We start from the raw sequence: 14,506 nt of genomic DNA on the forward strand, positions 1-14,506 counted from the left end.
CGACCCGCCCGGCGGATGCCATCCTGCCCGCTGGACCCGCTGCCGTACGGGGAGCCCGTAGGTCAGGCCGCCCAGTGGCCGTAGACGGAGACGTGCACGTGGTCGTAGTGGTTGGCCGTGGCCGACCCGCGGTCGGACATCGAGCGCCACCCCTCGCCGCTGCGCTGCACGGTCCAGATCTTCTGGGAGTAGATGACCTCGCTGACCCCGAGCTCGCGCGCGTGGGCGCGGACCCAGCGGGCGAGCGCCCAGCCCGCGGTGGAGTCCGAGATCATGCAGTCCACGGCCTGGCCGCTGCCGTGGAAGCCGCCGCCGCCGCGGGTGCCGCCGAACGAGCTCACCTGCGGGAAGCGGGCGCAGACCGTGCGGTGCACGAGGACCGCGTCGGGGGTGAGGCCCCGCTCCATCGCCGAACCCTTGCCGCACGGGGCGTTCGTGACCCCGCCCGCGTCGGACGCCGCGACCTTCGGCTTCTTCTCCGACAGGTACTGCGCGGTGACCCAGCGACCCTCGCCCTTGAACACCACGAGCCGGTAGCCGTCGCGCCGGACCGAGGTCACCGAGAGCTTGGTGGCGGCCGGGACGACGGTCACCACGTCCGCCTTCTTGCTGGGGTCGGTCCGGATGTTCAGCTCGTCGGTCGACCAGAGCGACCCGGAGACCTTCGGGTGCGCCGCCTGCTGCTCGGCCGTCGGGCCGGCCGGCTTCTCGGTCGCCTTCTTCGTCGTGGCCGGTCTCGTCGTCGGCTTCGTGGTGGGTGCCACCGTCGGGCTCGGTGTGGGCGTCGGGCTGGGCGTCACGACGGGGGTCGGGCTGGGGGTGCGCTGCAGGTCGCGGCTGACGGGCTGCTCGCGCAGCGCGGCCCCGTCGGGGACGCTCGTCGCCGGGGCGGGGACGGCGGTCTGCGCGTCGGACCCCGGCACCGCGAACGCGACGACGCCGGTCGTGGCGAGCCCGGCCAGCGCCAGCGGGACGGCGACGCGGGCCACGCGCACGGTGGCCGACGGACGCAGGGCCCGGCGCGGACGGGGTCGTGACAAGGGTTCCTCCGGGCGTCGTAACCGTTTCGTGACCTTCTGAAGCCGGGGAGTCTAGGCACAACCCGGGCACCTTGCCCAATCCGTGACGACAGCGCCCCCTAGCGTGGGACCCGACGACACAGGAGGAGCGTGGCGATGACGCGGTACGACGCGGTGGTGATCGGGGCCGGCCAGGCGGGACCGAGCGTGGCCTTCAGCCAGGCGGCCCAGGGCCGTCGGGTGGCGATCGTGGAGATGGCGGAACCGGGCGGCACGTGCCTCAACCACGGGTGCCGGCCTACCAAGGCGCTGCGGGCGAGCGCGGTGGTGGCGCACTCCGCGCGCCGCGCCGCCGACTTCGGCGTCCACGTCGGGGAGGTCCGCGTCGACTTCGGCCAGGCCATCGGCCGGGTGCACACCCTGATCGACGGCATGCGGGCCGGCCTGCAGCAGGCCATCGACGAGGCCGAGAACCTCGACTACGTCCACGGCCGCGCCCGGTTGGTGGGCGACCCGACCGGCGCCGAGCACCGGGTCGTGGTCACCGCCGACGACGGGTCGGAGCAGGAGCTGACGACCTCGGAGGTCTACCTCAACGTCGGCAACCGGGCCTCGATCCCGCCGATCGACGGCCTGGAGCACGTGCCGTACCTCACCGAGGTCGAGCTCCTCGCGCTGAGCGAGCTGCCGGAGCACCTGATCATCGTCGGCGGCGGCTACATCGGGCTCGAGTTCGGGCAGATGTTCCGGCGCTTCGGCTCCGAGGTCACCATCGTGGCCGGCGGCGGCATCGCCGCGCGCGAGGACCCGGACGTGCAGCAGATCCTCACCGACCTGTTCACCGACGAGGGCGTCCGGATCGTCGAGGGCAGGCCCAGCCGGGTGAGCGGCGACACCAGCGGCGTCTCGGTCGAGGTGCCGGAGGTCGGGACGATCACCGGCAGCCACCTGCTGATCGCCACCGGCCGCCGCTCGAACAGCGACCAGCTGGGTCCCGACACCGGGCTGGAGACCGACGCGCACGGCTTCGTGCTCACCGACGACCGCTTCGCCACGAACGTCCCCGGCGTGTGGGCCCTCGGCGACGTGAACGGCCGCGGCGCGTTCACCCACACCTCCTACCAGGACGGCGACATCTACCTCCACCCGCCGCGTACGGTCGCGGGCCGCGTGACGACGTACGCGATGTTCACCGACCCGCCCCTGGGCCGGGTCGGGATGGGCCTGCAGGAGGCGCGGGAGTCGGGCCGCCGCGTGCTGAAGGCGGAGATCCCGATGGCCAGCGTCAGCCGCGCCAAGCTGGAGAGCGAGACCACGGGCGTCATGCGCGTGCTGGTCGACGCCGACACCGAGGAGTTCCTGGGCGCCACGATCCTCGGGCTGCAGGCCGACGACGTGGTCCAGGTGATCGGCGTGGCCATGCAGGCGGGCGTGCGCTACCCGATCGTCCGCGACGCGCTGCCGATCCACCCGACGGTGTCGGAGTTCTTCCCGACGATCCTAGCGGCGCTGACCCCTCTGGACTGAGTCGTCGGCCCTCGCTCCTCGATCGCCGAGGGGTAGGTTGCCGCGCCCAAAAGCCGCCCGTCGGGCGCGGCAACCTACCGCTCGGCGGTCGGGTGGGGCTCCGCTCGTGGGCTGCGCTTGTACGCCGAGACGTAGCGGCTGCCGGCGACCCAGAAGCGCCACGGGACGTCGGCGGCCCGGGAGACGCCGACCCGGGGTCCGCTGGCGACCTCGACGGGCGGGCCGGAGTGCGGTTCCAGGCGGACCAGGCCGCCGGCGAAGAGGTCGGCACCGCGCTGCTCCGGGCCGAGGCCGAGGGCCTGGGTGAGCCGGCCGGGCCCTCGAGCGAGGTCGCGGTCGGGCGCGCCGAGGCGTCGCTCCCTCGCGAGCTCGAGCCCGTCGACCACCCGCCCGGCGCGCATCAGGCAGCCGGAGGCGGTGCCGTCCGGCCCGCAGACGACGTTCGCCGCCCAGTGCATGCCGTAGGAGAAGTAGAGGTAGAGGTGCCCGGGCGGGCCGAACATGACGTCGTTGCGCGGGGTCGGCCCGCGGAACGCGTGCGACGCGGGGTCGTCTCGGCCCGCGTACGCCTCCACCTCCGTCAGCTCGACCGCCACCTCGCCGTGGCGGAGCACCGCGCCCAGCAGCAGCGGCGCGACCTCCGGGGCCGGACCGGCGAGCACGTCGGGGGTGAGCACCCACCGAGCCTAGGGAGGGCGTGCAGGCCCGCGGGGTGCGGCGGCCACGCGCGTGCCTCGGCGGGCGGGGTGGACCCGGTGGGCAGGATGGCCCCGTGGAGGCGGCCCGGATCCTGCTCGTCGAGGACAGCGAGGCCATCCGCGTGCCCGTGCGGGCCGCGCTGCGCGCCCAGGGCTTCGCCGTCGAGGCGCTGGCCGACGGCGGCGACCTCGAGCAGCGGCTGGCCGCGTTCGGGCCGGACCTCGTCGTGCTCGACGTGATGCTGCCGGGACGCGACGGCTTCGCGCTGCTGCCCGTGGTCCGCCGGGCCAGCCGGGCGGCCGTCCTCATGCTGACCGCGCGCGACACCGTCGCCGACCGGGTGGCCGGGCTCGCCGGCGGCGCGGACGACTACCTGGTCAAGCCCTTCGCGATGGCCGAGCTCGTCGCCCGCGTGCACGCGGTGCTGCGCCGGACCCGGCCGGGCGGCAGCGTCACGGCGGTGGGCGACCTGACCCTCGACGACGACGTCACCCAGGTGCGCCGCGGCCCGCGGACCGTCGACCTCACCGACACCGAGCGCCGGCTGCTCGGCTACCTCGCCTCCCACCGCGACCGCGTGGTCAGCAAGACGCAGATCCTCACCGCGGTCTGGGGCTACGAGGGCTTCGACGAGAACGTGGTCGAGGTCCACGTCTCCTCGCTGCGCCGCAAGCTCGAGGCGGGCGGCGAGCCGCGGCTGGTCCACACGGTGCGCGGCCGGGGCTACCGCCTGGGGGTCGAGCCGTGAGCGCCCCGGCACCGGCGCCCCGCGGGGCCACGCGCCCGCTGAGCACCGTGTCGATCCGCGTCCGGGTCATCGCGGCGGTCATGGCGGTGCTCGCGGTCGTCCTGCTGTCCTCCTCGGTCGCCGTCAACGCGGTCTTCGTGTCCCAGTCCCAGCGCAACCTCGACACGCTGCTCAGCGGCCGCGCGCAGCTGGCGCGCCAGCTCGCCCGCGCCGGGGTGCGCCCGCAGCAGATCGTGAACCGGGTCGGCGTCGACGGCGTCCTGGCGTCGCTGGAGCTGCGCGACGGGACGGTGCTCGGCACCGCCGTCCCGGGCGGGAGCGGCGTGACCACGGTGACGACGACGCTGCCGGGGACCGGGCGGGTGAACGGTGCGCGCCTCACGCTCGCGGTGAACACCTCGCTGGTGTCGGGGGCGCAGGACGCGCTGCGGCGCACGCTGCTGGTGAGCGGGCTCGCGGCGCTGGTCCTCAGCGGGCTGCTCGTCGCGCTCGCGGTGCGCCTGGCGCTGCGGCCCCTGGACGCCATGGCCGCCCTCGCGCAGCAGATCTCGGCCGGGGCCCGCGGGTCGCGCCTGTCCCCCAGCCGGACCGACACCGAGATCGGCCGGACGGCCGCCGCCTTCGACGCGATGCTCGACGAGCTCGAGGGCGCGGAGGTCCGGGCCCGCCGGGCGGAGGAGCAGACCCGCGCCTTCCTGGCCGACGCGGCGCACGAGCTCCGTACGCCGCTCACCGGGGTGCAGGCCGCGGCGGAGACGCTGCTGCAGCACCGCGACGCGATGAGCGTCGAGGAGCAGGAACGTCTCGAGGCGCTCCTCGTGGGCGAGGCCCGGCGGGCCGGCCGCCTCGTCGGGGACCTGCTGGCCGTCGCCCGGCTGGAGGCGGGGGCCCCGACCACGCGTACGGCGGTCGACGTGGGCGCGCTCGTCGAGTCCGAGGTCGACCGCGCCAGCCTGCTGCGGCCGGGCACGACGCTCACCTCGGCGACCGGGGACGCCGGCCGGGTCGTCGTGAGCGGCGACGAGGACGCCCTGCGCGGCGTGCTGCGCAACCTCCTGGACAACGCCTCCCGCGCGGCCGGCGAGGGCGGTCACGTGCACGTCGGCCTGCGCGTGCAGCCGGGGCTGGCCGTCGTGGACGTGGTCGACGACGGGCCGGGCGTGGCGGCGGAGGACCGGGAGCGGATCTTCGACCGGCTGGTCCGGCTCGACGCGGCCCGCAGCGCCGACGCCGGCGGCTCGGGGCTCGGCCTGGCGATCGCCCGCGGCACCGCCCGGGCCCACGGCGGCGACCTGGTCTGCCTCCCGGCGCCCGCCGCCGCCCACGGCGCGGACTTCCGCCTCACCCTCCCCCTGGCCCCGGGGCCGCGCGGCGAGGACGGCCGCGGCCCCGGCACACTGGCGGGATGACCGAGCAGACCACGAGCCCCGAGCCCGACCCCACCCCCGCACCGGCCGCCGGCGACCCGGCGGGTGACGACCACGGCGCCGCGCTGGAGCGCTCGGCCGAGGCGATCGACGAGGCCCGCGAGGCGGAGGCCCCGGTCGCCGCGCGCGACGACATCACCACCCGCGACTCCGAGATGGCCGGGGAGTACAGCGAGGACCCGGGCGGCGAGGGCGGCCACCCCTGAGCCGTACCGACCGGGACGACGAACGCCCTGACCCACGAGGGTCAGGGCGTCGCGTCAGCGGTGGACGAGCAGCGGCTCAGCTGCAGGAGCGGGTGCCCTTGGAGAGCTCGTACCAGCCGTTCATGTACTGGCTGTAGACCCGGCGCATCGGCTCGAGGTACTTCGCGGAGGCGGCCCGCGTGTCGAACGTGAGGACGTGCTCCTCGCTGTAGCGCAGGCCGGCGACCGACATGTTCTGCGTGCCGACCAGGACGCGGCCGAGGTTGCTGTGCTTCGGGCCGATCAGGATCTCCTTGGTGTGCATGGCCACCGAGGTGCAGCTGGTCGGGATCTTCGCCTTCTTGAGCGCCTTGACGACCTTGGGCGAGATCGTCGTGCTTCCGCCCTGGTAGGTGAGCAGCATCGAGATGTCGCAGCCGCGCTTGCGCAGCCGGCTCAGCGAGCTCACCATCTGCTCCGCCTTGGCGTCGGTCAGCTTGAACATCGCGATCCGGATGTTGTTGTCGACCTTGCAGTCGACGTCGTCGAACTGCTGCACGTAGAAGTCACGCGCGTCCTGCGTCGCCGGCGTGAACGACACCGTGGTGCCGCGGCCCGGGTCGGTGTAGTGCCGGTAGATCGGGTCGACCCAGATGCCGCGCTGCTTGGTGAGCGACATCGACTTGGGGAAGCCCGACGCGCTCGGGCAGTTCTTCTGGGCGCAGTACTTCATGGCGTCGAAGCGCGAGTCGAACATGTCGAACAGCTTGTGGTCGTCGTACACCAGGGTCATCTCCTGGTGGTAGTTCCGCAGCTGCGAGCGGGCGAAGTTGCCCGACATCGACAGGATCGCCGGGTGCGCCCCGTCGCCGGAGTTCGACCACGTGGTGTCCGAGATGGTCAGGAACTTCTCGTGGTTGATCGCGTACGGCCAGACCTTGGCCTTGTTGACGTTGAAGCAGCCGTTGTTGCAGTAGTAGACCGACGCGATGTCCTTCAGCCGCTTGGCGATCTTGGCCTTGTCGCCCGCCGGGTTGATGGTGCCGCCGTCGAGGACCAGCCCGACCGTCACGTTGCGGTGCGTCTTGACCCACTCGAGGGCGTTGTAGACGACCTCGGGGTCGGTCTCGGGCCGGTCGCCGAGCGCGGTGCCCTCACCGGGCGCCTGCATCGTGCCGAGGGCGCGGATGAAGAACATGCCGATCTTGATCTCGGAGTTCTTCTGCGCGCCGCAGATGATCTGCGACAGCTTCTTGGAGTAGTCCCAGGGGGTGTTGTCCTTGGGGTCCCAGAAGCCGCGCTTCTCCATGTCGTCGATGTTGTACCAGGCCTCGATCGGCGCGGGCGTCGCGATCGTGGGGCAGGAGTCGCCGCTGGGCAGGGCGATGTTCCCGGACTTGTCGCGGTCGACCGTGATGGCGCTGGCGGGGCCGACGAGCAGCCCGACCGTCACCGCCAGGGCACTGACGAGGGCGACGAGGCGGGCGCGTCGCCTGCCCTGGGAGCCGACCGACCGTGACGTCCTGACCGACACCCTCACAACCCTCCGACCAGCTCAGCCTGCATCCCCTGCACGGACCCGGGGCCCGGCGTGACCGGCCCGAGAGACCGGCGATGCCCAACGGTCGCACCGCGCGTGGGAGCGCGGTCGCCGACGCTCCGAACCATACAATGAAATTCGTCCGGGACCGGTCGTTCACGACCACGCGCGAGGCTCGCGCGGGGGCCGACCGACCGGGGAGGAGCGCTGTGGGACACCGCCGAGGCGAGGCCGCCGTCCGTACGGGGACGCTCCCGTGGACGTTCCGGGCCACGGTCGCCCTGCTGGCCGCGCTGCTGCTCGGTGCCGTCGTGGCGACCCTGCCGACGCCGGCGCACGCCGTGACCCCGGTGGCCGCCGAGCCGCGCGACCGCCAGAAGCTGTCCGACCCGCCCGGCGCGGTCACCCTCGCCTTCACCCGCGAGGTCGACCCCGGCGTGGCGAAGCTCGTCGTCACCGGCCCGGACGGCAAGAACGTCACCGACGGCCCGCTGATCGTCGAGGGCACCAACGTCACCAGCCGGCTGCGCGACGACCTGCCCCGCGGCACCTACACCGTCCACTTCCGCGTGGACGGCCGCGGCGGCGAGCCCGAGGGCGGGGCCTACCAGTTCAGCTACGGCAGCGGGAGCTTCAGCGACCTGCCCGACCGGTCCTGGTCCGGGGAGGACGAGGAGCCCGCGGTCCTGCGGGGCACGAACCCGAACGGTTCCGAGGAGCCCGACCCGCCCTCGACCGCGCTCGCCACCCCCGGCATCGAGGTGACGTCCCAGGGCACCACCACCGATCCGGAGCCGCCCGCCAGCGACCCGCCGTCCACCGTCAAGGCGCCGCCCGGACCCACGACGGAGGCCGGCAGTGCGCCGGACACCGAGACCCAGGCGGCGTCGGCGAGCCCGCAGCCCGACGCCGGCGGCAGCGGCACGCCCTGGGTCGTCGGCGGGGTGCTGCTCCTGCTCGCCGTCGCCGGCGCGGGGTTCGGCGTCTGGCGCAGCCGCTCGCAGGCCTCGGGCGACCACGACTGACCCTCGTCGCGCCGAAGGCTCGCTGAGCCCGACGAACGCTCCCCGAGCTCGTCGACTGGCCCTAACGGTTGGGCGTTCCGGACCCCAGCGGGCTGAGCCTGCCGGCAGGTCCGCGGGACCTCAGCCCTGGTCGGCCCAGCCCTCCTCGTCGAGGTGGTGGAACAGCTCCGACCAGCGGGCGACGAACGTCTCCTCGCTGAACTCGGTGCGCACCTGCGCGGCGTTCTCGCTCAGCCGGCGCCGCAGCGGCTCGTCGTCGAGCAGCTCCACGACGCGGCGGGCCATCTGCTGCTGCATGGCCGAGCCGACCAGGAAGCCGTTCACGCCGTCGGCGACGATGTCGGCCGGGCCGTACTTGACGTCGTAGCTGACGACCGGGCAGCCGTGGCTGAGGCTCTCCAGCAGCACGAGGCCGAAGCCCTCGAAGCGGCTGGTCAGCAGCGAGCAGGCCGCCCGCTCGTAGACCTCGGCCGGGTTCTTCGTGTAGCCCATCAGCCGCACGCTGCCGCGCAGCCCCGACTCGTCGATCAGCTGCTGCAGCGCGCCCTCCTCCGGCCCCTGGCCGTAGATCTCCAGCCGGGCGCTCGGCCGGGCCTTGACCACGTGCGCGAAGGCGGCGACGGCGTGCGGGATGCGCTTCTGGGCGTCGAGCCGCGCGAGCATCACGACCAGGTCGGGGTCGCGGTCGGAGAAGGGCACCTGCGGCACCGGCGCCACCGGGTGCGGGATGACCGCGAAGTTGTCCTGCTCGCCGTAGACGGCCTCCGCGTCGGCTCGCTGCGCGTTGGTGAGGAAGACGACGGCGCCGTGGGCGTCGCGCTGGTCGAGCAGCGGCTTGTACGAGGGCCGGACCGCGGCGAGGTCGTCGAAGGGCGGCGCGATGTGCGGGTTGTGCAGGACGTAGACGTGCTTGACGTTCGGCCGGACGTAGGTGAGCGTCTCGCCGTCGGACCGGCGCGACTCGACCGACAGGAAGCAGTGCTGGTCGCCGATCAGCCGGTCGAGGTAGGACTGGATCAGCTCGACGTTGCTGAGCAGGACCTGGTACGGCGCCCCCTGCTCGTCGAGCATGGTGATCCGCTCGACGCTGCTGGTCATCGTCGTCGGGTTCACCCGCAGCCACTTGTTCATGTACGGGGTGCCGTCGGCCCGGTAGAAGATCTCCTGGCGCGGCTTGTTGTGGTGCAGGTCCATGTAGGTCGTGCGCCGGATGGTCCCGTTCAGGTTGAACTCGTCGCGCCGCGTACGCCCCCGGTTCTCGTTGAACCAGTCGCGCACGATCAGCCGGCCCTCGTGGTCGAAGCGCTTGTAGAGCCGGTAGACCCCGTTCTCGTAGTAGCGGTAGACCTCCTGGTCGGGGTCGCGGATCTTGTCCATGCCCGGCTCGTCGACGTCGTGGTGCACCGGCTCCGCGACCCCCGTCGACTGCTCGTCGAAGTAGTCGTGGAGGTTGACGATCTCGACCCCGTCGACCAGCAGGCCGCGGCGGCGCAGGTCGGCGGCGATGTCGTCGACCTCGGAGGAGTAGTTGAGCGTGACGATCGTCGAGTCGACCCCGCCGATCTCCTTGAGCAGCCGGCACTTGTGGAGGATCGACGCCGTCCGGCCGCCGAAGTTCCGCGGGATGGCGCCGACGACGAAGACGTACTTCGCGGGCGGCAGCGGGTGCAGCACCGGGAGCGGGTCGAACCTGGGCGCCACGTCGGGGGCCTGCGGCGGCGCGGCCTTCACCGCGGGCGCCGCAGCCGGCCGGGCCGGGCGGGCGGCGGTCGTCGACGCCGCGTCCCAGACACGTCGCGCCCGTCGGATCGTCTCTTTCGCCCGGGACTTCAGCACGGCGGCAGCGTAGCGGGGTGCGGGCACCCACGGCCTCGACCAGCGGCGCGGGCAACCACGTCCGGGGTGCCGCGACCACTAGACTCGCCGCCGTCCGGGCACGCTCTCCCCCCTCCCGACGCCCTGACCACGCCCGGAGAGCCGCTCGCCCGGCGGGAGGAGCTCGATGTCCACGCGCGTCATCACCTACGGGACCTTCGACCTCTTCCACGAGGGCCACGTCCGCCTCCTGGAGCGGGCGAAGGCCCTCGGCGACTACCTCGTCGTCGCGGTGACCACGGAGAACTACGACAGCACCCGCGGCAAGCTGAACGTGCGGCAGTCGCTCATGGAGCGCATCCACAACGTGCAGAACAGCGGTCTGGCCGACCAGGTGATCATCGAGGAGTACGAAGGCCAGAAGATCAACGACATCCAGCGGTACGGGATCGACATCTTCGCGATCGGCTCCGACTGGCTGGGCAAGTTCGACTACCTCAACGACTACTGCAAGGTCGTCTACCTCGACCGCACCAAGGGCGTCTCCTCCACGCAGCTGCGCGACGAGACCGGCATCCTGCGCATCGGCGTGCTCGGCTCCGGCCGCATCGCCAACCGCATGGTCGACGAGGTCCGCTTCGTCTCCGGCGTCACGGTCGAGGGCGTGTGGAGCCGGCAGCCCGAGAACGCCAGGACCTTCGCCGAGACCCACGAGCTGCGCGTCGCCGCCCCCTCCGTCGAGGACCTGCTGAGCGAGGTCGACGCGGTCTACGTCGCGACGCCGCACGGCACCCACGGCGAGCTGGCCCGCCAGGCGATGGCCGCGGGCAAGCACGTGCTCTGCGAGAAGCCGCTGGCCCTCACACAGGCCGAGGCCGAGGACCTATACGCCTTCGCCGAGCAGCACCAGGTCGTGCTGCTCGAGGCGATCAAGACGGCCTTCGCCCCCGGCTTCCAGCGGATGGTGGCCGTCGCGCGCAGCGGCTCCATCGGACAGGTCCGCTCGGTCGACGCCACCTTCACCAAGCTGGTGCACGCGGGACGCGAGCTCGAGGCCCCGGACGGCGGCGCGATCTCCGAGCTCGCCAGCTATCCGCTGCTGGCGCTCGTCAAGCTGCTGGGCACCGGCTACACGAAGGTGGTCAGCTCCTCGCTGCAGCCCGAGGGCTCGGCCGTCGACACGTTCTCGCGCATCGACCTGACCTACCCGCACGCCGTGGCGTCGGCCCGCGTGGGCCTGGGCGTCAAGGCCGAGGGCGACCTGGTCGTCGCGGGCACCCGCGGCTACATCTACGTCCCCGCCCCGTGGTGGAAGACGGAGTACTTCGAGGCGCGCTTCGAGGACCCGGGCGACGACAAGAAGTACTACTTCAAGTTCGACGGCGACGGCCTGCGCTACGAGGTCGCCGAATTCGCCTCCCTCATCCGCAACGAGACCCCCGAGTCGTTCCGGCTGCGGTCCTCCGAGTCGATCGCCATCGCGGGGATCATCGAGGCCGCCCGGTCCGACGCGACGCTGCTGCGATGAGCGCGGCGGCAGGACCCGCGACGCGGCGGGCCGAGGGCCCGGTGACGCGCCGGTGAGACGGGTGCGCCTCGATCCCGTCCAGCTCCGGCGACAGGCCCGGACCCGGCTCCGGACCACGCTGCTCGAGCTGTCGCGCTCGGAGAACCCGACCGTCGCGAAGGGCTACCGGCAGGCCCGGCAGGCCGCCCGCGCGGTCGGCGCCCGGGTCACGGGCCGCCAGCTCGGCTGGGTCGCCCACCTGCGCACCGCGGTGTGGACGGGCCCGACCACGTTCGAGATCGGCGGCTGGGCGTACGAGCGCGGCTTCGGCCACACCGACGCCCCACCACGGACCCAGGTCTGGCTGCAGCGCGGCGAGCGGCGCATCGACGCGGTCGTGACGATGCGCTCGGACGCCGACGTCAACGCGGCCGCGCCGGCCGGCAGCGAGCACGACTACGCGAACACGGCCTTCACCGCGACCTTCGACCTCTCCCGGCTCCTGACGGAGGGCGACGACGGGCAGCCGTGGCGGGCCCACGTACGGGTGGTGGGGGCCGGGCGCGACCGCACCGGGACGTTCCTCAGCCGCTACCGCTTCGGGTCCGTGCGCCACCTCTTCGCCTCCACGGTCGAGTCGGCCTCGGGGCCGGTGCAGCTCGTCGCGCGCTGGTCGGGCAACCAGCAGGGCCTGTCCCTGCGGCGCCAGCGCCCAGCCGTCCTGGCCCGTTCGGTCGAGGTCGACGGCCACGCGGTCTCGGTCCTGGTGTCCACCGACGGCCGCGCCCTCGTGGGCGCCTCGGTCCGGACGGGCGAGGACCGGACCGCCCTGACCTGCACCGCCGAGGGCCACGACGAGGCCGGGCGGCCGCGGTTCCGGCTGAGCGGTCTGGTCCCCGACGCCATCCCCCTCGCGACCGACCGCGAGAGCGCCCTGTCGGTCGAGCGTGAGCTCCTCGCGCACACGGCCGACGGCGAGGACGTCGTGGTCGCCACGGACCTCGACGACACCGCGCCCGCGACGACACCGGGCTCGACCCTGCTCGCGACCGCGTCGCCCGAGGGGCGCCTGGTGCTGGTCGACGCCCCCGGCCGCGTGCTCGTCGACGAGCTGACGGTCGTGCAGCGCCCGCCGGGGCTGGCGCTGCGGGGCCGCTACGTGCTCGGCGGGCGCGTGGGCGCCGACGACACGCCGACGCTCGTGCTGGCCGGCGCCCGCCAGGTGCTGCCCGTCCAGGCTGAGCTCGTGCCCGGTCCCGACGGCACGGGCACGTGGACCGCGACCGCCCCGCTGCTCGCGTCCGTGTGGGGCCGCCAACCGCTGCCGCCGCGCCTCGGCGGCTACGTGCTGCGCGCCCGGACCGCGGCCGGCGTCATCCTCCCGGTCTCGGCCGTGCCCACGATCACGCGGCGCACGCCGGAGCTGCACCACCTGGAGGGCTTCCGGATCCGGCTGCAGTCGGGTGGTGGCCGTTCCGTCCGCGTGTCGGTGGCGTCCCCACGCCGCGACGACGAGGTCGGCTCGTTCCACCAGCGCCGCCTGGAGCGCCTCTACCGACGCCGCACCTGGAGCCCGCGCAACGCGATCTACCTCGAGAGCTTCTACGGCCGCGGCGCCACCTGCAACCCGTTCGCGATCGACCGCGAGATCGCCGCGCGCTACCCGCAGCTGACCCGCTTCTGGGGCGTCGCCGACCCGTCGATCCCCGTGCCGCTCGGGGCGATCGCGGTCGTGCGCGGCACCCGCGAGTGGTGGCACGCGCGGGCGACCTCGCGCTACGTCGTCGCCAACGACTGGCTGCGGCGCACCTTCTGGCCGCAGCCGTTCCAGGTGGTCCTGCAGACCTGGCACGGCTCGATGTTCAAGCGGATCGGCCTCGACCGCTCCGGCCAGCCGAAGTCGAAGATCGACACGATCCGCCTCGAGCAGTCCAAGTGGGACGTCCTGCTCTCGCAGAACCACCACAGCAGCCTGATCCTCGCGTCGGCGTACGACTGGCACCGGACCCTCTTCGAGGAGGGCTACCCCCGCAACGACCCGCTCACCCCGGGCAGCCCGTACGCGGGTGACGGCGCCGCGATCCGCGAGCGGCTCGGCATCCGGCCGGACCAGACCGCCGTGCTCTACGCCCCCACCTGGCGCGAGAACCAGACCTCGATGGTCACGTTCCTGGACCTGCAGCGCCTCAGCGCCGACCTCGGCGACGACCACGTGATCCTGCTGCGCGGGCACTCCCGCACCGTCAAGTTCGGCGAGAGCGTCGAGGAGGTCCCGGGCGTCATCGACGTGACGACCTACCCGGAGGTCACCGACCTCTTCCTGGCGGCCGACGCGATGATCACCGACTACTCCTCGGTGATGTTCGACTACTCGGTGACCCGGCGGCCGATGATCTTCTTCGTCCCCGACATGGACGACTACCGCGACTCCCTGCGCGGGGTCTACTTCGACCTCTCCGAGGTGGCCCCGGGACCCGTCCTGGCCACCCAGGAGGAGGTCACGACCGCCGTCCGCGAGCTGGCCCAGGCGCCCGAGCGCTACGCCGACCTCTACGACGCCTGGGTCGAACGGTTCAACCACCTCGACGACGGCCGTTCCGCCGAACGCGTCGTCCGTCGCCTCCTCGCCATCCGCAAGTAGCCGCCCCGCGCCACGAGAACGCTCCCTGAGCTCGTCGAAGGGCCCGCGAACCCGTCGAAGGGCCCGCGAACGCTCCCTGAGCTTGTCGAAGGGCCCGCGAACGCTCCCTGAGCTTGTCGAAGGGCCCGCGAACGCTCCCTGAGCTTGTCGAAGGGCCCCGAAGGGGTTGGCGTTCGTCTGTCCACAGGCGGTGCCTCCGAGCGATGTCCGTCCACAGGAACGGGCAGTCGTGCGGCTCGAACCGCCGAGGTCGCACCACATTTCGTACGTGCCCTTCGTCTACCTGCTGCGTTGCTCCGACGGCTCCTTCTACGTCGGCAGCACGCGCGACCTGGAGCAGCGGTTGACCGAGCACGCCCTGGGCGTCGTGAAG

Annotated in this window: 12 protein-coding genes; 8 read left to right on the plus strand and 4 right to left on the minus strand. The window is 73.1% G+C overall.

Going from position 1 to position 14,506, the window contains the following annotated elements; translation table 11 throughout:
* Positions 1–62: 62 nt before the first annotated feature.
* Positions 63–1,040: an SH3 domain-containing protein gene (locus tag BMY04_RS22465; protein ID WP_139209960.1), complete on the minus strand. Its 978-nt coding sequence runs from the start codon at positions 1,038–1,040 to the stop codon at positions 63–65.
* A gap of 135 nt (positions 1,041–1,175) precedes the next feature.
* Between BMY04_RS22465 and BMY04_RS17785 the strand changes: the two genes are divergently transcribed.
* Positions 1,176–2,546, plus strand: a complete 1,371-nt coding sequence (locus BMY04_RS17785) for a mercuric reductase (RefSeq protein ID WP_091184249.1) — start codon at positions 1,176–1,178, stop codon at positions 2,544–2,546.
* Between the two features lie 74 nt (positions 2,547–2,620).
* Here the strand turns inward: BMY04_RS17785 and BMY04_RS17790 are convergent, their stop codons facing one another.
* Positions 2,621–3,223 carry a DNA-3-methyladenine glycosylase gene (locus BMY04_RS17790; RefSeq protein WP_091184252.1) on the minus strand — a complete coding sequence of 201 codons (603 nt, stop codon included), beginning with the start codon at positions 3,221–3,223 and terminating at the stop codon, positions 2,621–2,623.
* A gap of 95 nt (positions 3,224–3,318) precedes the next feature.
* Between BMY04_RS17790 and BMY04_RS17795 the strand changes: the two genes are divergently transcribed.
* Genes BMY04_RS17795 through BMY04_RS17805 form a run of 3 tightly spaced genes read left to right on the plus strand, consistent with a single transcriptional unit; the run spans position 3,319 to position 5,626 of the window.
* Positions 3,319–3,993 (plus strand): response regulator transcription factor, encoded by a 675-nt coding sequence (locus tag BMY04_RS17795; RefSeq protein WP_091184254.1) that lies wholly within the window; start codon positions 3,319–3,321, stop codon positions 3,991–3,993.
* Positions 3,990–5,402 carry a sensor histidine kinase gene (locus BMY04_RS17800; protein ID WP_232506479.1) on the plus strand — a complete coding sequence of 471 codons (1,413 nt, stop codon included), beginning with the start codon at positions 3,990–3,992 and terminating at the stop codon, positions 5,400–5,402. The genes BMY04_RS17795 and BMY04_RS17800 overlap by 4 nt, the downstream gene beginning before the upstream one ends.
* The gene (locus tag BMY04_RS17805; RefSeq protein WP_091184257.1) at positions 5,399–5,626 is read left to right on the plus strand and encodes a hypothetical protein; all 228 of its coding nucleotides are present in this window, start codon (positions 5,399–5,401) and stop codon (positions 5,624–5,626) included. Before BMY04_RS17800 ends, BMY04_RS17805 begins: the two co-directional genes overlap by 4 nt.
* A 76-nt stretch (positions 5,627–5,702) precedes the next feature.
* On the opposite strand, the gene BMY04_RS17810 is transcribed toward BMY04_RS17805, so the two are convergent.
* Positions 5,703–7,139: a phospholipase D-like domain-containing protein gene (locus BMY04_RS17810; RefSeq protein WP_091184260.1), complete on the minus strand. Its 1,437-nt coding sequence runs from the start codon at positions 7,137–7,139 to the stop codon at positions 5,703–5,705.
* 215 nt (positions 7,140–7,354) lie between these two features.
* Here BMY04_RS17810 and BMY04_RS17815 point away from each other — a divergent pair, with 215 nt between their 5' ends.
* The gene (locus BMY04_RS17815; RefSeq protein WP_170854207.1) at positions 7,355–8,170 is read left to right on the plus strand and encodes a copper resistance CopC family protein; all 816 of its coding nucleotides are present in this window, start codon (positions 7,355–7,357) and stop codon (positions 8,168–8,170) included.
* A gap of 120 nt (positions 8,171–8,290) precedes the next feature.
* On the opposite strand, the gene BMY04_RS17820 is transcribed toward BMY04_RS17815, so the two are convergent.
* The gene (locus BMY04_RS17820; RefSeq protein ID WP_139209962.1) at positions 8,291–10,006 is read right to left on the minus strand and encodes a glycosyltransferase; all 1,716 of its coding nucleotides are present in this window, start codon (positions 10,004–10,006) and stop codon (positions 8,291–8,293) included.
* 166 nt (positions 10,007–10,172) lie between these two features.
* Here BMY04_RS17820 and BMY04_RS17825 point away from each other — a divergent pair, with 166 nt between their 5' ends.
* The 3 genes from BMY04_RS17825 to BMY04_RS17835 form a co-directional block, all read left to right on the plus strand.
* Positions 10,173–11,513, plus strand: a complete 1,341-nt coding sequence (locus tag BMY04_RS17825) for a Gfo/Idh/MocA family oxidoreductase (RefSeq protein WP_091184270.1) — start codon at positions 10,173–10,175, stop codon at positions 11,511–11,513.
* Between the two features lie 61 nt (positions 11,514–11,574).
* Positions 11,575–14,133 (plus strand): CDP-glycerol glycerophosphotransferase family protein, encoded by a 2,559-nt coding sequence (locus BMY04_RS17830; protein ID WP_091184273.1) that lies wholly within the window; start codon positions 11,575–11,577, stop codon positions 14,131–14,133.
* Positions 14,134–14,401: 268 nt separating this feature from the next.
* Positions 14,402–14,506 (plus strand): GIY-YIG nuclease family protein (locus tag BMY04_RS17835; RefSeq protein WP_170854208.1); only part of this gene is annotated, 105 nt, incomplete at its 3' end.

It is taken from the genome of Microlunatus flavus (genome assembly GCF_900110855.1).
GTDB lineage: Bacteria > Actinomycetota > Actinomycetes > Propionibacteriales > Propionibacteriaceae > Microlunatus > Microlunatus flavus.

What these genes read in the sequence shown, in the direction of transcription:
- BMY04_RS17785 (WP_091184249.1), top strand. Translation starts at nt 1,176, where the DNA reads ATGACGCGGTACGACGCGGTGGTGATCGGGGCCGGCCAGGCGGGACCG.
- BMY04_RS17805 (WP_091184257.1), top strand. Translation starts at nt 5,399, where the DNA reads ATGACCGAGCAGACCACGAGCCCCGAGCCCGACCCCACCCCCGCACCG.
- BMY04_RS17825 (WP_091184270.1), top strand. Translation starts at nt 10,173, where the DNA reads ATGTCCACGCGCGTCATCACCTACGGGACCTTCGACCTCTTCCACGAG.